The sequence below is a fragment of the Chelatococcus sp. XZ-Ab1 genome, from assembly GCF_029309855.1.
GTDB lineage: Bacteria > Pseudomonadota > Alphaproteobacteria > Rhizobiales > Beijerinckiaceae > Chelatococcus_A > Chelatococcus_A sambhunathii.
In genome coordinates this window covers 32,638-51,672 of record NZ_JARKII010000012.1, presented here as the reverse complement: position 1 = coordinate 51,672, position 19,035 = coordinate 32,638, and the positions used below count along the sequence as shown (strand labels likewise).

Sequence of the window (19,035 nt, the reverse complement as noted above, 5' to 3'; positions counted from 1 at the left end):
GGATCTTTATTCACAGGGCGACTTGATCTTGGCCCGGTTGCGCGTATATGAACGGCCCGCCATCAAGGAGAGGTGGCAGAGTGGTTGAATGCACCGCACTCGAAATGCGGCATAGGCGCAAGTCTATCGGGGGTTCGAATCCCTCCCTCTCCGCCAGTTCCCGTAAGCCAGAATGCTTGTTGCGCCTCAAATTTCGGCGCTCGCGTTGATCTCGCCGCCCGCCGTGTGTAACAAACGTGTGTAACACGCGTGTAGCAGCGATCTGTTTCGGACGGCCGGGGGCGGCATGGCGGGGCGGTTCCTTACAAAACGCGGCGGCACGTGGATCTATGTGCGGCGCGTCCCTGAAATCTACGCGGAACTCGACAAACGGGTTCTCGTGCGCATTTCGACGAAGGTGGCTGTCGCGGACGATCCCGCCGGCCGGCGAGCGGCGCGGATTGCCAGCCGACTCAATGCCGAAACCGAGACCTACTGGGAAACCCTGCATGCCGGGCGGGCGGACGAGGCCCGCCAACGCTACGAAGAGGCGAGGCGCAGGGCGCGCGCGATGGGTTTCGATTACGTCGATATGCTCTCTCTCGTAGCGCAGAAGTCGGCTGACGATCTGATGCAGCGAATTGAGGCGCTGGCAAAGGGGAGCAGGGCTGACGATCCATCAGCCGTCGCCGGTGTTCTGGGCGCAGAGGAACGCCCCGCGCTGAGCCTCGCCACGTTGTTCACGGAGTACGAAAGCCTCGAGAAGGCTTCGCTCGCCGGCATGTCGGAGAACCAGGTCCGAAAGTGGGGCAACCCGAAGAAGCGGGCCGTGGCGAATCTCGTCGGCGTGGTCGGCGACAAGCGTCTCGATGAGGTGACACGAGGCGATGCGTTAAAGTTCCGCGAATGGTGGCAGGATCGGGTTCTCACCGAGGGTCTCGACGTCGACACCGCCAACAAGGACTTCGGCCACATCAACCGCATGGTCCGCACGATCGACCGGCGGTATCATTTCGGTCTTCCGCCACTTTTTGCCGACATGCGCCTGAACGGCGCAGAGGAGAACCAGCGGGCCGCGTTCGCGGCGCAATTCGTCCAGGACAAGATCTTCGCCGCCGGCGCGCTGGCCGGGCTCAACAGCGAGGCACGGGCGGTTATCTACATAGTAGCGGAAACGGGGCTTAGGCTTTCGGAAGCGACCAATCTCACCCGTTCCACGATCCGCCTCGACGCCGCCGTGCCACACGTCCAGGTTCGGCCCGACGGACGCCGCATGAAGACGCCGCATTCCGCACGGGATATACCCCTCGTCGGCGTAGCTCTTGTGGTTGCCAAAGCCTTCCCGGACGGGTTTCCGCGGTATCGCGACAAGGCGGCGAGCCTGTCCGCCCTCATCAATAAGTACTTCTCGACCCACAATCTGCGACCGACCGACGAGCATTCAGCCTATTCGCTGCGGCACACTTTCGAGGACCGCCTTACGGCCGTCGAGGCGCCGGAAAAGGTCGTCGCGAGCCTGATGGGGCATAAGTGGATCCGGCCGAAGTATGGCGCCGGCCCTTCGCTCGAGCAGAAGCAGCAATGGCTCAAGCGGATCGCGTTCAAGCCACCGGCAGTGATTTAGCCCTAGCCCTTACGGCGACCGGCTACGGCGCCGCTCGATCAGCGTCTCCATCGCCCTGTCGATGCGCTCACCCAGCCGTTCGATAGCGGCCGCCATGCGCTCCTCGCTCGCAACGAGGCGCTTTTCGACGCGCGCCACGGCCTCTGCCGAAACGAACGTCTTGGCCGCCTCGAGCTTGTCGGCCGCGACCTCCTCCTTGAGCTTGTCGACCCGGCTGTGCAGGTCCCGGATCGACGACCGGCCATCACGCCAGACCCACACAATCGGCGCGGCCGCCGCGGTGAGGACGCCGGCGAGAAGCGCGATCTCCTGCCATTCGACCGTTGGTCCAAGCGCCATCATCGTCCCCCCATGACGCTCTTGAGCGTGTGACCGCCGCCGTAGATCGTCAGCCAGATGCCGCTGAAGGCGAGCAGGTGCTCGTAAGGAACGAGCGGGATCGGCACGGGCGCGAAGACGCTCGCGAGCGGCCCAAGCATCGCATTCCACAGCCACATGCCGATGAGCAGCCAGCTCATGGCGGGGCGCCAGCCGGAGTGCCACATACCCTTGGCGCCTTCGTCCGTGGCGAGCGCAGCTTGCGCCTTGCTCGCCTGAAGCATGTATTCGGCCCAGCGGTCGCCCTGTTCGGCTTCGACCTGGCGCACAGCGCCGCTTGCGCCCGGCTGGGCGAGCGCATCGGCTACAGCTTCCGGCGTCGCCTCGACGCCGAGGGCTTCCGCCACGGCCGTGCCGATGATGCCGCCGATCGTAGCGCCGGCCGGGCCGCCAAGTGCGGTGCCGAGGACCGGGGCGCCTGCCTTGATGAGGGTGCCAGCAAGATCTGCCCACTGCATGTTCAGCCCTCCATCGCCGGGGCGGAAAGCGCGCGGGCCCGCTGCGCTTGGATGTGCGAGCGCCACGCCAGCATGGCGATCGTCGCCGCGATCGCCAGCCCGAGGGCGATGAGCACGGCGACGGCGCTGGCGTCGAGCGATGAGGGATCGACCTGCGTGCCGGCCGCCCCACCGCCTGCTCCCGTCGCTGCTGCGCCGCCCGCGTTGCTCTTGGCCGACGTGGAGGCCTTGTTGCTCTCCGAGGCTAGGACCGCCTCGGGCTTCTTGCCGGCCGCTGCCGCTGCCCACGCGATCGCCTTGGCCTCGACGGCCGTGACGCGCCGCAACCAGCCCTTGCCGAACGTTCTCCATGTCGAGAGCGCCTGCAGGAAGCCGAGGCGCTTGGCGCACAGCTTCTTGACGACTGTGATCTTGTCGGGCGTCTGGACGGCGGCGGAGACGGTCTGGGGTCCCACTACCCCGTCCTGCGTGACGCCCAGGGCAGCCTGCAGCCATTTTGCGGCACGGGCGGGCCCCGAATTCACCGCCGGGTCGAAGGTCGCCAGATCGACGCCGTCGGGCAGCTGATCACATCGGACCTTGTTCCAGTAGCGGGTTCGGTAGATCTCGCCGGCCTCGGCCTTGGTGAGGTTCTTGATGTCGAGATGGGGGAACGAGTTGGCGGCGATGCCGTACTTCGTGCCTTTGAGCTCCCCGACCCCTACCTTGCCGCCGGTCCAGTTGCCCGGGTCGCTTCGGAGCGTGCTGTAGCCGCCCTCGAACTCGAAGATGACTTCCAGTGACAGAGGGAAGTTCTCGCGCATGACAGCGTCCTGCCGGATGGCACGTCATGCGCTCGTGGGTTGGTCCGCGCCAGAGCGCGGTGCACCTATGTACCCGCAGCGCGCCGTTCCAAGCAAGGCCCGCAGGCTGCCGGAGGCTTACGCCTGCTGAGTGGGGGGCACGACCGCCGAAATGATCCAGATCAATTGGGCGGATGCTCCCCTGTGCATGATTTGCTATAAGGCAGGCGGGGTAGGGGGAGATTCCTTGAAATGACTAAGCGGGAGCTGTTGCGGCTCGCGTGGGGAACGCTTGCGGTTATTTGCCTCATTATTGCAGTCAGCATTGCCTGGGACCGAAGCGGCAAAACTTGCACCCATCGCGACCCTGTTACTGGTCGGACGGTATCGTTGCCGACATGCCAGTGATGGTCGGGCGCTGCCCGTTGGCGGCGCCCGATGAGGAGAATCGGTCGTTGCGAACTGCGTGGATGGTGCCCAAGAGCGGTCTCGAGCTGGGCGCCGCCCTAGTGCCGGCTCGTCTTGCGCTCATGGCGCCCGACGCTCACAAGCAGGATCGGATGCCGCTCTTCACCAGATCCTGCCACTCGGGGCCAAGGGTCTCCTTGGCATCCAGCGCCTGCTCGTAGCCCGGGTCGCCCTTGTTGAACATGATGACCGTCAGCATGCGGTCATGGCTGCCATAGGTCACCGTCGTCGGCGTGTAGGTGGTGGTGCCGGCGAAGGTATTGCCCGAGATGGTGCCGAACGTGTTGGCCTGCATGCCGACGACGGCGGTGCGCACGTTGTTTCGCGACGAAGCGCCGGTGATGATGTAGCGCTCATAGCCGGCGCGGAGCGTTTCCACCGCCGCCGATTTCGCCGCCACGCGCGACGCACCCATGGCGCCGCAGGCCGGCGCAGCAGACGCATCGATGATGGCGGTGTTCGCCGATGTCCTTGTCGCTTGCGCTCCGGCACAGGCCGACAACAGCAATGCCGCCAGAACGGCGGTCACTCGTCCCTTCATCATTCCCCCAACCCCGATAGATGGCCGCCGCTAGGGCGGCCATCAAATGTGGGCGGGAGTGGAGCATGCGGTCAAGCGTCACGCCGGATCAGTGCATCCGCGCAGGTTGCAGGTCACGCAGATAGCGACCGAGCGCCTTGTTCTGGATCAGGACGCCATCTTCGCGTCGGCTCGCGTTGCGCTTCCGCGTCTGGATTGAGCGCTGAAGCGTTTCCTGGGTGATGCGCACTCCCTTGGCGTAGGGCCGCGCGTTCCACCGCCGGATCGCCGCGAGCGCCTCGCGCCGGCCCTCGTCGTCCCCCATGAGGCGCGCTGCTGCCCAGCGGTTGACGAGCTCGCGGCGCTCGTCAAGCACATGCCGCTCCGCGTTTTTGAGGCGCGCGTTGCGCTCATAGGTCTCGGCGATGCGCGCCGACGTGAACCCGATGGCCTTGGCAATGACGTCCCAGGCGCCCATCTGCCCGGGCTCCATGATCGCGTCGCCACGGCGCGTGGTCAGTCCATCGTTGGCATAGCGGTACGCCTGCATGGCGTCCCGGATGGCCTTGGGGGCCATCAGCTCAAGCCCTCGCATCGTCTTCCCCTGGCCGATCAGGGACAGGCCGTCGCCCATTTTGACGATGGTTGCGGGCACGACGCCGAGCGCCCCAATGATCGCGGCCATGTACCAGTCCCTTCCCTCGGCATTGTCGTCTGGAGCCCGGATGAAGAAATCCGGCATGCCAATGCGCGAGGTGAGGTCGATGTTGAGAAGGTGGCCCGGCACCCCCTTGAGGATCATGCCGCCGATGTCCGGTCCGAAGAGCTTGACGACGTTGCCCTCCATCTCGGCCTTGAAGTCTCGCGGGTCGTCCGGGTCGTCGAGCAGGGCACCAGCAAGCGCCATCAGGACATTGTAGCCGAACAGGCCCGTCACACCTCCCATCAGCGTCATCATGCCCATCACGCCCGCGAGCTGATAGCGCGCCTCGCGCCGAGCCTGCGGCGTCTCGCCCTTGAAGGCCTGATGGAAATCGCGGAAGAGGCGATACCACATGTTGAGCTGATAATTCTGGAAGACGGTGATCAGCTTCATGGCGTCGCCCTGCATGAAGCGGGCCCGGTTGCTGTTCGAGTAGTCGAAATGCGCCTTCCAGGTCAGCTCATGCGCCGTGTTCACGGCCGCGATTTGGTCTTGGCCGCGGGCTCGCGCCATCCGGTAGGCGGCGAGCGCCGTCACCTCACGGTTGGCGACTTCGGCCCGGTGGAACACCCACGAGATCGCGCCCATCACCTTCGCGCGCAGCGGGGAATATTCGACGCCGACGTCCCCCACACCGGCGAGCTCGTGCGACTGCGTGCGGTCGATCAGACCGCTGTCGTAGAATGCATCGAGCGCGCTGCGCTCCTCGGGGGAGAGGTTGGCCCGGCGCACATCGCCGGCGCCGGCAGCGAAATCCTTCGCCGCGCGCAGGATCGCCGCCGAGGCTTTGCCGGCACCGCCGAGCCGGGCGCCGAGGATCGGGATGCCGAGCATTGGCGTCTGCGTGAGGTTGACGATGGCCGCGGCCGGCGTTGCAGCGAGGTACCACGTGAACATCGTCGAGGTAACGGCCTGCACCGCCTTCGAGCCGGTCGGGTTCATGACCCACTTGTGGCGCTGGCGCAGCTCGTTCACGAGGGTCGTGCCGCGGGTCGGGTCGTCACTCGCACGTGCCTGCTCCGCCGCCTGGTTCACCGCCTCCTGCAGGCCGAGGCCATATTTCAGCCGCGCCATCTGATGGGCGGCATGGAACATGTGCGAGGCGAACACGCGCAGCGCATCCCGCTCGAAGCCGGGTGTGCCCTTGCGGTGGATTTGCCGCTTGCGCATGGACAGATCCGGCATGGTCTGGAGATAGCGCTGCCAGATCGCGTCCATCACCGCGTCGTCGACACCGGCGTTGCCGAGCAGGGTTTCGATCTGCGCAATGACCCGGGGGTCCATCGCCTGGCGCAGTTCCGACGTGTTGTCCAGCACCCCCGCCTCAACGGCCGCCCCGGGGAAGTCCCGGCCGGCCCGCGCGCGCAGGTCTTCCGCGGCACGGTCGCGGTCGGCGGCACGCTCAAAGCGGGAGAAGGACAGCACGGAACCGTCGACGTCCTTCACTGCCACGAAATAGCGGCCGAACCGCCCGAGCGGGAAATAGGGCGAGGGCACGCGCGAGCTCTCGAAGGCCTGCCGCAAGCGCGTGAGCCGCGCCTTCTTCGCCCATTCGGACTTGGTCGTTTCTGCGGCGCGGCGCTTCTTGGCCTCGTTGATCGCGTCGGCTTTCTCGATGTTGGAGAGCTTGCCGTCGCGCTTGATGCGATCCAGCTCGGCCCGGTAGCGCTTTTCGGCCTCGCGCGCCGCGATCTCCATCGACTGGCGGACGTTGTCCATGATGATCCGGTCGAGTTCCTCGGCCTGGGCCTTGTAGGCGTCCCGAACGGTCTCGAACAACTCACGCCCTTTGGGCGGAAGCGCGAGGAAGCGCTTGCGCAGAGGGCCGTAGGCTTCCGGCGGAGCGACATCGCCAAAATCCTGGGGCGAGCGCGATGGATCGACCCCGGCCAGCGTGGCCTCGTGCATCAGGTCCGCCAGTTCGGCGGCCTTGGCCTTGCCGTCCTTATCCAGCCCGAGGCGCGCGTAGCGGTACCAGTCCTGTGCCACCTTGTCGGCCGCGTCGTGCTTTCTGCCGCGGTAGGTGTCCATGGCGCGCTTGAGACGCAGATAGTCGTCCACGGCCGCCATGTTCGGCCGCTTCAGCTCGGAGAAGTAGTTGAGCGGCACCGCGGCGAGCACGGCAGGCTGCAGGTCGGTGAAGCGCCCCCTGAGCTCGCCGGCAAAGCGCTTCTGCACTGCGTCCCGCGCGGCTCGCGAAACGCCCTCCGCGCCCTCGGAGGCGATCGAGAATTTGGGCCCCGACCCGTCCTTGAACACATCGGCGGGCTTGAGTATCTTGCGGTGGGGTCGACGTTGGCTGGTCCCGTATGCCGCCTGACCGCGGTATACCACCTTGGGCAATTGGAGCCCTCTGGTCGAAGTCCAGCCGTCGACCCCTCTTTCATCCACATAGCGGAGCAGGCCGGCGTCGATCCACTGGCGAATGAAGCCTGCTCCTTCCTTGCCGTGGATGCTCGCGATCACGTTGGTGGTGATCCGGCCCGACTTGCGCCCGATGTGCACCGCCGCAACGATGGGGCGCCCCTTCCGGTCCGTGACGTCGACGAGCGCAACGAGGCTCCCCGGCGTCGTCGCCGAGTCAAAGACCATGAGAGGCGCATCCAGCCGCCGAATGGCCGACTTGATCTCCGTCGGCGTGAGCCCGTGCTTGTCGATCGCCTTCCAGATCGTGTCTTCCGAGATGGTCAGCGTGAGCTTTGGAGCGCCGAGCGCCTGGAATACCGCCGGCGTTTCGCCGATCGCGATTCCGCGTGGCATCTCACCGCCGCGAACCACGTGATCGACGAGCCGCTCGAAGCTGGGATCGATGGAATTGCGCGGCGCGGGGTCGGGGATGTGGGACGCGGGCGTTGTAGGGCCTGCGGCCTCGCGCATCGCCGCCAGTGCGAGCGCTCGAAGCTGTTCCGGCGTCACGGCGCCGACCTGACGCCCGAAGCGGCGCAGGAGCCACGCCTTGACCTGGCCGACGAGCTTGTCCACCCACCGCTTCATCGCCGGCGGGGCGGTCTCATAGTGCTCGACCAGATAGGCGCCGAATTCTTCGGCGCGCAGATCACCGGGCATATCCTGCCCGCGCGCCTCGGCGAGGTCGACTCGCGCCCGCGCGGCGGCGTGCAGTTCGCGCAGGCGCGCGCCGCCGCGCCTGGCTTGCGTGCGCAGGGCCTCGAGCTCGCGCATCAGGCCATTCCATGCCGGATCGCCAATCAGAGGTCGCACGCCGGCATGGAAGGCCTCGTGCAGGAACACGGCCGTCTCGGTACCGGGGCGGATCACGTCGGCGTTCATGCCGATCGTGCCGTCGTTCAGGGTCCAGGCCTGCGCGCCCGGCGCGCCACTCTCCGGCGGGCGGGCTTGCCCCGGCTGGTCATTGGTGACGATCACCAATCGTCCGGCGCGCTCCAGCGCCTCGATCAAGGGGCCCGCCGGGCCGGCGCGCAGCGCGTCCTTGAGCGCCTCGATTGACTGCCCCACCTGCGGGCCATCATCGCGCTCCGGCATCGACGGCTTGGCCGGGGCAGGAGCTTCCGGCTTCTTGGGTTGCAGCTCGGCGAGCACCGCGGCATGCCTCGCGCGGGCGTCCGCCAGTTCCTTTGATCCGGGCCAGTCTGCGAGCTGTCGCTCAAGCGCCGGCATTTGACGCTCGATCTCGGTGCGGCGGGCCCTGATCTGGTCGGGCTCCACCTGCATCCGGCGGAGCGCGTTCAGCACCCGCATGCCGAGACCTGCGGCATCAGCCGTCTCGACGTCCTCGACGTGGACGTCATGCTGCCGCTTCCCCTCGAGCACCACGTTGACCGACTTCGTGTGGACGTGCTCGAGCCGCGCCGGAAACGAGCCGATCGTGCCCAGCGCTGCTTGCTCGGCGCCGTTCGCGAGCAGCTCCCGCCCGGCCTTTACTATGGCCGCTCCGATGTCCTTCGGCTTCGCGAGCTGTTCGCCGCCGATCGTCGCGTCCAGGCCGCTCTCGGCCGCTGCGGCGGCTTTGGCGGCGTCGCGCTCCACGTCCGACAGGCGCTCGGACAGCGAGGCTGCCTCCTGCCGCAGATTCTGAATGCGATCGCGAAGACGGAACTGTTCGCGGTCGTGCTCTATCCGCGCGCCCTCCATGCGCCTGATCTTCTGGCGCAGATCCATCTCTTCGAGGATGAGCGGATTGCCTGACGCAGCGGCCTTCATTTCGGCCGCGTTCGCCGCCTCGCCGCCGATGTCCTCGATGACGCGTGCGCCCACATCGCCCTTGCGAAGTTGCTGGATGAAGCGAGCTTTCGTCTCGATGGTTTGCCATTGGCGGGCGTCGAGCGTGTTCTTGGTCGCGTAGCGCAGGATCTCGATTTCGAAGCCGTCCGGGTCCTCGGCATAGAGCTCGTTACCCTGACGGATGCCGCGGCCATCCCGCTGCTCGAGATCGGACGGGCGCCATGGCGCATCGAGATGGTGCAGGCCGACGAGCCTGTTCTGCACGTTGGTGCCGGCACCCATCTTGGCAGTGGAGCCAAACAGGAAGCGGACGCGGCCGGAGCGCACCTTGCCGAACAGCTCCTCCTTCTGGGCCTCCGTGTTGGCGTCGTGAATGAAAGCGATCTCGTCCGCCGGCACGCCGCGATCAATCAGCTTCTGCCTGAGATCGTCGTAAACCGAAAACTCGCCGTCGAGCGACAGAAACTCGTCCGGGCTCATCGCGTCGAGAGCCTGCTGTGCGGCCTCGTCGCCGTCTTCCGCACGCCGCATCAGCTCGCGAATGCGTGCCGCCTCCTTGGCGCGCGCCTTCTTCGGCGTGCTGAGATCGATGAAGACGAGCTGCGTCCCCCGCTTTTCGTTCCAAGCATCATAGATGCGCTTCATCTGGTCCGCGGCCGAATGGACTTTCGAGCCGGGAACGTCGCCGTGACCGGGCGAGAGCAGGCGCATGTCGAGCGCCGCCTTCCGCGCGTCCGACATGATCTTGAGCATGTTGTCGGCGCCGCGCTCCACCTTCTTGGGCAGATTCTCGGCGCGCCAGACCAACGACCCCTTCGGGTATTCGCCGGCGTCGTTCGGCTCGCCGATGAACCGCGCCTGCGCCGGCGACCGCTCGACCACGACATTCGTCGGCTTTCCGCCCTTCACGCGTGGGAGGGGCAGCGTTTTGCCCTCGGCGGCGAGCATCGCCCGGATGTCGTCGTTCGTGATGACGTCGGCGAACGAACGGTACCGCTGCATCAACTCCGGGATGTTCACGAACTTGGCGAAGCGCGAGTTGAGCTTGTACTTGCCGGACGGCGATAGCTCCCAGTCCGTCACCACCTCGCCGAAAACCCGGGCCCAGGCGTCGAAATGCGCGAGACCTTGGGCATTCAGCGCCGTCCCGTCGAGGTAGCGCATCATGGTGTACATCTCGGCCATTGTGTTGGAGATCGGTGTCCCCGTGGCGAAGATGATGTTGCGACCGCCCGTGCGCTGCAGAACGGACCGGGTTTTCATGTAGAGGTCGGCGGCCTTCTGGCTGCCTCCCGTATCGCCGAGGCCGGCCACCCGCTGCATCGATGTCGTGAAGCCAAGATTCTTGAACTCGTGCGCCTCGTCGACGAGGAGCGCGTCGACCCCGAGCTCCTCGAACGTCATGCCGGCGTCCTTACCGCCGGTGTCATGCAAGCGCTGCAGCTTGGCCTTGAGGTTGTCGCGCCATTTGGTGAGCTGCGCGACGTTGCGGGAACGCTCCCCCGTGGCGCGGCGCAACTCGGTGATGGAGTCCTCGAGATGCGACAACTGCTCCTCGATGAACTGCCGCTCGAACTCCTGCGAGACGCCGATCTTGCCGAACGAGGAATGCGCCACGATTACGGCATCCCAGTCGCCCGTGGCGACCCGCGCGAACAGGCGCTTGCGGTTCTCCGCCTCGAAATCCCGCTTTGTGGCCGCGAGCACCTTGGCGCCGGGATAGAGCTTGATGAAATCGGCGGCCCACTGCCCGACCAGGTGGTTCGGAACCACGATCATGGGCTTGCGCGCGAGGCCCGTCCGGCGCAACTCCATCGTGGCGCCGATGACGGCGAAGGTCTTCCCGGCTCCGACGGTATGGTCGGCGAGGGCCGTCCCGGACTGGAGCACGCGCCAGATGAAGTTCTTCTGGTGTGGGCGCAGCGCAATGATGTCGTCGCCGACCTTGCCGGGCAGCGTAAGATGTGAGCCGTCGAACCGACGCTCCACATCGGTGTTGAAGGTGTCGTTGTAGAGCCGCGCCAGGCGCTCGCGCCGGGTGTCGTCGGCCCAAACCCAGCGGCGCCATTCCGCTTTGACGCGCTCCACCTTCTCGTTGGCAGCGTCGGTCGCCGGCTGGTTCACGACGAACGTGCCGTCGCGGAGTTTGTCCCGGACCGTGAGCGTATGGCCGTTCAGCGCAGCATCCAGCACGGCCGCGACGGATGCCCGATCGGTGCCCCACAGCGACTGAGCGGCATCGCTCGGTCGGGCGGGGTCGACGTCCCACTTGGCGTTCGCACGAGAGTAGAACGCCTTCGCACCCGTTGCGTCCGCGATGTGGTTGGCGAAGTCGACGACGGTCTCGACAGGCAGCCATGGTGCGCCTGGCTTCACGTCGATGTCGATCGCCTCGATATCGGGCGGGATCACCTCGCGCAGGGCGGCGACATTGCGCCGGAGGGTCGGATCATGCTCCGCAGCACGCTCGGCCTCGGCCAGCTTGGCCTTCACGTTGCCGGACACGTACTGGTCGGCCGTCTGGTAGTCGCCGGCGGGCGTCCGGTAGAGGAGCGGGCCGAGCTCCTCGACGATCGCCGCCTCGGGCTTGCCGTAGAGGCGTGCCATCTCGACGAGATCGACGCGGCCATACTCGGACAGGACCGCGGCGAGGGCATCCTTGGCCGACGACGCGCTCTCCGGCCGGCGATAGGGCGACTGCGTGCGCTTCGAGAAGATTGCCGCCTTGCCGGCCGATGGCGCGCGCGGCGCCTCGCCGGTGCGCTTCGCGAGCTCCCGGCTGAGGCCCTTGTCGAAGTTCTCCTCGAGCGCGGCAATCTGCGGCCACGTCGGGTCATCACGAAAGAGCCGCTTGTTCGCGTCGGCGTTGATCGGGCCATGCTTGGCCACGAAGGAATCGTAGACCTTGTTCAGCCGTTCACGCAGACGGGCAATGCGGTCGTCGCTCGCACGCTCGTCGAGCTGGGCCTCGCGCAGTCGGGTGAAGGCGTCGCGGATCCGCACCATTCCGGTGACCCGCTCGCGCGCCCGCTCGTTCGGGAACTCGACGACGGCCGATCGCGCGTCGCCGAGAACGTCAGTCTCGCGCAGATGCACCGTCCCATCCGGCGCCAGAAACATCGATCCCACCGGGACGTCGGCAACAGCCGACGGCGCGGCAACCTTCTCCGGCGAAGCGGCGACGCCGAGCGGCGCGGCGATATCCTGCGGCAGGCGTTCAATCGCGCCGGCGAGCAATCGGGGCAGATCGTCACCGGGCCGAGCGACGAGCGCCGCGTCGCCAGGGCCGTACATCGTGCCGTAGGCGCCGAACTGGCCCAGCATCATGTCGGGATTGGCCGCGAAGTAGCTGTTGAGCGGGACGGTGCGCCCTTCCGGGTCGCGGAAATCCGTCGTTTCGACCCACGAGGCATCACCGACCGGCTCACCGTCCGCCCGCTTGCGAAGGAAAACGATATCGGTCGTCACCTCCGTTCCCGCGCCCTTGAGGAACGCGTTGTTCGGCAGGCGGATCGCACCGAGAAGGTCGGCCTTGCCCGCGATATAGCTACGTGCCGCCTTGGCATTGCCGTCGAGGAACCGGTTGGTCACGACCATGGCGAGAATGCCGCCCGGGCGCAGCGCGTCGATCGACTTGGCAAAGAAGAAATTGTGGATCGAGAACCGGTTCAGATGCCGGCGCGCCTTGTCGTAGAGCTTCTCTGAGCCGAACGGGGGGTTGCCAATGGCCAGATCGAAATGGCCGTCCGGCACGGCGATGTCCTGAAAACCAAGCGGGGCATGGATGTCCGCGGCGGGGTAGAGGTTGCGTGCGATCCCGCCGGTGATGTGGTCGAGCTCGACACCAGTGATCTTGGCCGCCTCACGCAGTTCGGCCGGCATGAAGCCGAGGAAGTTGCCGGCGCCGACGCTCGGCTCCAGCACAACGCCGCCGCGAACGCCCATGCGGCGCACGGCATCCCACATTGCCCGCACGACCTCGGGGCTCGTGTAGTGCGCGTTTCTGGTTGAGGATTCAGCGGCGCGATATTCCTCGGGCGAGAGAAGCTCGCGCAGCTCGGCGGCCTCCTTCTCCCAGCCCTTGGCGACAGATCCATCCTCGCGGGCAAAGGCCTCGCGCAGGCCGCCCCAGCCCACCCATTTCGCGAGCACGGACTGCTCATCGCGGGTTGCCGGGCGGTGTTCGGCATCCAGCCGGCGGAGCAGGCGGATGGCGGCGACGTTGTTGCGGAACTTGGTCTTTGCGCCTCCCGAGCCGAGTTCGTCGGCATCCGAGAGCACGTAATCGATCGGCCGCGCTCCTGCGGGGAGCGCGCCGTTGGCCGGCTGCTCTACGCCTCGGGCGGGTTCGGAATCTCGTAATCCGGATCGTCCAGGGCGCGCATCGCGTGGCTCTGCGCTTGCTGAAGCTCCCTCATCAAACTCAATGCCGGTCGGTCGGTCGGCTCGAGATCGTTCGTTTCGGGCGGAAGAAGGAGATGGTTCTGCCTCGCTGCCTGCCACGCCTCGTCCGGGCTCAGACCCTGCTCCTCGAGTGCGTTCACCTCGAGATAGGTCTGCTCCGCTGCGTTCCGCAGCGCCTCGTCCAGCGTCCCCGCCGCCTTCAATTCCGCGTACCGGGTCGGCAGGTGCTCCTTCCAGTGCTGCCGGCCGAGCCTGATCCAGTTCTCGAGGTTCATCTCGTCTCTCCAGCGCCGGCCGGGCCATCTCCGAGGGCGGAAGTCCCGTGCGCGCCTCTCGCGCAATCATATCAGCAAGATCGCCGGCCGACAGATCCACCGGCGCCCAGCGGTTCGCCCCATGCGCGGCGAAGGTGTCGCCCGCGTGCTCCGACGCCCGAAACATCACCGACACGCCGCTTGGCGTGGACGGTACGATGCCGCGCAGGGAAATGCCGCCAACCTGGGCGAAGACATTCGCCCCGGTATCGGGATGGAAGAGCACAAGCGACACGTCGCCGCTCACCGCTGGCCCCGCATTGTTGCGGCGCACCGGCTTCATCGGCCGGCCGCGACGGTCCATGGCCGGGGTGAAGCCGTGTTCTTGCAGCGCGTCCGCCACGGCGTTGAGGTAGGAGGACGCGTCCCGCAGGAACTGCTCCTTCACCGCCTCCCCATCGTCAGTGAAGCCGTCGACATGCTCGACGCCGAAGTCCTGCGTGAGAGTCCGATCTTGCGGCCGGCCGGTCTTCTTCGAGCGCTTCTTGGGCTTTGCCACCTCGGCGCCGAGGGCTGGCGCCGCTTCCGCGGGCAAGGCGCTGTTGAGCTCGGCATGGAGCCGGGCCGATTCCTCGGGGCTCGTCATGCCGGTTGTGTCGAGGCCGGGATATGCGCGCGCGCCCTCCCAGAACGAGAGCAGGTAGGGGCGGATGCCAGCGCCGAAATCGTCGGTCATCTGGCGCGCATAGTCCGCGAACGAGCGCACGCCCGCCTCGATGTAGGCCCCAGCGATGGTCATGCCGTCAACGAGGAGTTCGGGGTCGATACCCGAATTGACCTGGCCGATCTTCGACCTGATGCGGGCCCGTGCGGCCTCGACCTTGTCGGCGGTGAACAGCTTATTCCCCGCGAACGGGGAGGGCGCCTTTTCCGGCGCGGCGGACGCCTCGGCCGACTTCCCGGTCTTCTTTCGTGAGCGCTCCTTCGCCGGCTCGCTGCTGCGCGCCCGCGCCTCGGCGACCCGCTGCTGCGATGGCTCGTCCGCGGGCAAAACGACGGCGTCGACGATGCGGTTGACGTCGTACCAGGCGCCATGTCCGGTCGTGGAGACGAGGCGCGCGCTCTGTGTCATGCCTTGCGTGTGGATCGAAGCCACCCAGGCGGGTTTGCCGCGGAGTTCGACCCGATCGCCGATGCGCAATCCGGCGGGGTTTCTCTCCTCCGCCACCACCCCGTAGCGCGCGGGATTGGCGATTTGCTCGGCAATGCTCTCGCGCCAGATGGGCGTGCGGGAGAGCTCGGTCGGGGCCCGTTCGGCCTCTGCGGCCACTCGCGCGTAGACCTCGGCGGAGCGCCGCTCGAGGCCGCTCAGATCCTCTGGCACCGCCGGGAACTGACCGCCGCCGCCGGCGTGACGCGCGCCTCGCGCAAACGGCGTCTTCGTGTCGCCCTCGGCAAACCAGTGCTTCAGGTCGCCGACGGTCGTTCGCGTGATCTCGCCGAGCCCCTTCCACCCCTTTTCGTAATTCGCCAGATAGGCGGCGCGAGCCTCGGCCTCGGTGGCGAAGCCGAGCATCACCTTGTGCTCGTCGAAACGGCCTGTCTCCGGCGAAACCTGGTCCACGACGAAAACGGGTGCGTCATCCGACAACGTCTCGGTGCCGGGGCGCACGAAGGTGTCGATATGGTCCTTGTCGCGGCCGACCGTTCCTTTGAAGTAGCCATAATGGCTCTTCATCTCGACAGTCCACGGCTTGCCGCTGCGATCCGTTCCCCTGCGCGTCGAACCCGCCGGGTTCTCGATGGAGATGTCGAGGCCGCCGAGGCTGACGTGGCCGAGCTTGTAGTTGCCCGCTTCCTTCTGTGCCTGTGTCGGCTCGGGACGGTCGTTGCGCGGCGAAGTCGCGGCCTCGTGCGCGGCGGCTTCGAGCGCCGCCCCGGCTGCCGGTTCCTCGCGGGCGGCTTTCAGCTTGGCGCGGATCGGGGCGGGAAAATTCTGCCACAGCGTCTTATCGGAGCGCTTGATCCCGGCGCGAGCCATGACCTCCCGGCGCCCGGCGGGCGTAAGGTCCTTGTCCCACCAGGCTGACGCATCGCTTTCCGTGGTGGTTGTGGCAGGCCCAGCCGTGGACGCCGGTGCCTCTGCGACCTGCGAAGCGACGTCGGTTTCCGTCTTGCTGGTGGCGCGGCGGCTGTCTGCGGCGAGGCGCTTGCGGAGCGTCTCGTTGACCGGGTGGACCTTCACGGGCAACTGCGACTTCGCCTGCTTGGCCGCGCGCTCGACACGATAGCGATAATCGTCGGCGAGCTGGCCGAGCTCTCGTTCGCCCATGCCGAACGCCTCGGCGAGCGCACGCTGTTCGCCAGCAGATACCTCATCCATGTCGAGCCGGCCCCGGCCGCCGAGACGCACGGATTGGGTACGCAGGCGCCCGAGATCGTAGAGGCGGGCGTGCAGATCGTCCGGCAGCGCGACCTGCTTGCCGAGCACGCGACGGGCCAACGGCTCCTTGCCGACGACGGTTTCGCGCTCCGCGGGCGGGTTTCGCTCCGCCTCCTGGCGCTCGACCTGCTCGGGTGTGAGCTTCGAGACGTACATGTCCTTGACGGGCACCTGCGCTTCGGTGCCGTCATCACGGCGCACGAGGGCCTCGGCCGCGCCCTCCTCATAGCTCTGCACCGTCGCAGCAAAGCGCTCGATACCATCCGCGTCGACGATGACGCGGCTGCCCGGCTGTACGATGCGCTCGGTCGCGGGCAACTGCTCGGAGCGCGGCGGCAGTTCGGTGCGTTGCTCGGATCCCGGGGGCTCGGTGGCAGTGCTCAGCCCCTCGGGTCCGGCGGATGCGGCGTCGCCGGTGACCTGTTCGGCGGGTGCCGTGGGCGGGGCGGCCGTCGTTTCGGACGTCGAGGACGGCCGCCGCAAGGCCTCCATTGGCACCTGCAGCAACTCGCCGGTCACCGCATCGGCGATGATAGCCTCGCCGTCCTGGTAGCCCTCGACGCGCGCGGGAAAAGGGTCGATGCCGGGCGCCGCCACCTCGACTGTCTCGCCGACCGCCGGGGCATCTTCGGGCAGAGCGGCGATCGGGGTCGATTCCGTCGCACCACTGGGAGCCGCCGGCTCGGCCGCGGCAGCCGGCACGAGGAGTTGTTCGCCGACCATGGCCGCGCGGCCGTCGGGCAGAATGACGCGGCGCATCCCAGACGGCGCCCCGGACTGGTCCGGCGCAAAGCTGACCTCGACACCATTGAGCTCGCCCGGCCCGAGATCATCGATAGCCGGGTCATTCACGATGAAGCGCGGCTCCGAGGCTGCGGCGTCGGCGGCTCGTCGCTGCTCCTGGTCCGCGCCGTGGTTGAGAGCGGAGGCAAGGGGCCCTTGCTTGGGCTCCGGAGCGGGGGCCGCTTCAGGCGCGGGCGCTGCCGGCGCTTCGCCCGCGGCGTCCAAGGCAGGCTCCATCGTGCTCGGCTGGCTGGCTCCGCGGCGGATTGCTCCACCCGCACCGCCGATGGCGCCGCCGGCGAGGATACCGCCGACGGCGTTGTCGATGATCGAGATGGCCTTGTCCTGCGCGGTCTTATTCGACCCGAGCAGGTCCTGCACGGAAAGGGAAATGACCTCCTGCAGGGCTTCCGTGGAGCCTTCGGTGAGGGCACCCTCGGCGATGCCCTTGGCGATGCGGCGGACAATGGCGCCCTTGAGCGGCGCCGCCGCGACACCCGTGACCTTGGCCAGCGCCACGGTATCGAGGGCCGCCATCGGCACGCCCGCAACCGCCGCCCAGGCGGCGAGCTGCTTTTCCGTCACCTCGCCTGCAGCGAGGCGGGCCTTGATGCCCTCGTCCTCGCGCAGGGCCTGATAGACGTCGCCGAGGTTCTGGACATACGAGGGACCTGCGGCGCCGGCGATGAGGCCGACGAGGGGGTTCGCCGTGACGGCGGCCGTGCCGACGCCAGCCGCGACGCCGGGCGCCATCGAGCCGAAACCCTGCCCCAGGGCAAACGCTGCATAGTCGGTGACGTCGGAGACAAAGGCACCAATGCCATGCTCTGCCATGCCGCGGATCCCGGCGACACTGCCGACGCGCGGTGAACGCTGCCACGAACCCTTCTTGCCGTAGCCTTCGAGCGCGCCGCCCCACTCGCGAAAGGTCTCGATCCCCGTGAGGACGCCGAGCGCATCGAGCGCCGAGCCGAGCAATGCCGGATTTTGGTCGATCAGGGCGCCCTTGAGCCCCTTCATGAATTCGCTGGGCTGCTCCTTCTGCCATTGCTCACGCCATTTCGGCAGGTCCGCCTCGTCGACAGCCTGGTATCGTCCGGACTCCTCCTGCTCGAGGCGGGCGAGCATCGCGTCCAAGCCGCCCTCGTCTGGCTGCCCCTGCGGCGGTTCCTGCTGCGTCGCAGTCTCCGCGACGGGGGGCTTCCAGTCCCGCCACAGCCCCATCGGGTCCGACGGTGCGAACGAGGCATCGGCCACGACTGGTGCAGGCGCGTCCGGGCTCGTGTAGTCGCCCATGGTGCCGGTGGTGCCCTGGAGTGACCCCGGCGCCGCGGCACCGCGAGCGCCGGTGCCCTTGCGGGTCGCCCAGCCGCGAAAGTCGCCGGCCGTCATCTTGGCGAGGAACGGATTGGCGCGGATCACCTGTTCGCTGACAATATTGACCATCGGGGTTGATGGGTCGGCCTGGAAAGCATCCACGGCGCCGCCGGCCCCGAGGAAATGTGCGGCGTAAAGCGATCCGCCCTCGATCGGGATCCCGGCCCGGTTCAACACGGCGGCATTCTGCTGCGTGAACGGACGGATGGCTCGTTCCTGCTGGTCGGCGTCGAGCCGCCCATCCGGGGTGAGCCCAAGCTCGGGGTGCCGCCGGCGCAGACCATCCCATGTGCCGGACGTGAACTGGTAGAGACCCGTGGCGGTCGACTTCGGATTGCGTGCATCCGCACGGCCGCCCGATTCCGCCGCCTTGATGCTCGCGTAGTAGCTGTCCGGGATGACGTAACCGCTGCCGGCCTGTCCACCGCTCGCCGACGCTTTTTCGGCCGGCCTCTCCGCCGGTGCTGGCGCGCCGAGCTTGAAGAGCCCTAGCGGGTCGTCAGGCGACCAGTTGGCAGGATCAACGACGATCGGCTTCGTCTTGGAGATGTCCACGGGCAGGCTCCGGCGGCAGGAAGTTGTGCAGGCCCCAAGGGGCGGCCTCGATGGCCGCCATCTGGGCCGCATGGATCAGGGCGGCGATCAGGGGGAAGAGCGGCATG

7 protein-coding genes and 1 tRNA gene are annotated in these 19,035 nt (G+C 67.3%); 2 read left to right on the top strand and 6 right to left on the bottom strand.

Translation table 11 applies throughout. From position 1 onward, the window contains the following. The first annotated feature begins 66 nt into the window (after positions 1-66). Together P2T65_RS16975 and P2T65_RS16970 are read left to right on the top strand one after the other, a co-directional pair. Positions 67-156, top strand: a tRNA-Ser gene (locus tag P2T65_RS16975). Positions 157-286: 130 nt separating this feature from the next. Next, positions 287-1,603, top strand: coding sequence for a tyrosine-type recombinase/integrase (locus P2T65_RS16970; RefSeq protein WP_276200292.1), 1,317 nt, complete (start codon positions 287-289; stop codon positions 1,601-1,603). 9 nt (positions 1,604-1,612) lie between these two features. Here the strand turns inward: P2T65_RS16970 and P2T65_RS16965 are convergent, their stop codons facing one another. The 6 genes from P2T65_RS16965 to P2T65_RS16940 form a co-directional block, all read right to left on the bottom strand. Continuing rightward, entirely contained in the window at positions 1,613-1,942 is a 330-nt protein-coding gene (locus tag P2T65_RS16965; RefSeq protein WP_183315893.1) for a hypothetical protein, read from the bottom strand. Beyond that, positions 1,942-2,439, bottom strand: coding sequence for a 3TM-type holin (locus P2T65_RS16960; RefSeq protein ID WP_276200291.1), 498 nt, complete (start codon positions 2,437-2,439; stop codon positions 1,942-1,944). Before P2T65_RS16960 ends, P2T65_RS16965 begins: the two co-directional genes overlap by 1 nt. 2 nt (positions 2,440-2,441) lie before the next feature. Beyond that, positions 2,442-3,242 carry a glycosyl hydrolase 108 family protein gene (locus P2T65_RS16955; RefSeq protein WP_276200290.1) on the bottom strand — a complete coding sequence of 267 codons (801 nt, stop codon included), beginning with the start codon at positions 3,240-3,242 and terminating at the stop codon, positions 2,442-2,444. A 523-nt stretch (positions 3,243-3,765) separates the two neighbouring features. Further along, on the bottom strand, positions 3,766-4,218 hold the full coding sequence (locus P2T65_RS16950; protein ID WP_276200289.1) for a hypothetical protein: 453 nt from the start codon (positions 4,216-4,218) through the stop codon (positions 3,766-3,768). 100 nt (positions 4,219-4,318) lie between these two features. Next, complete coding sequence (locus P2T65_RS16945; protein WP_276200288.1) at positions 4,319-18,928, bottom strand: PLxRFG domain-containing protein; 14,610 nt, start codon at positions 18,926-18,928, stop codon at positions 4,319-4,321. Continuing rightward, a complete protein-coding gene (locus P2T65_RS16940; protein WP_276200287.1) occupies positions 18,894-19,034 on the bottom strand; it encodes a hypothetical protein in 141 nt (46 codons plus the stop codon). Before P2T65_RS16940 ends, P2T65_RS16945 begins: the two co-directional genes overlap by 35 nt. Position 19,035: the final 1 nt, after the last annotated feature.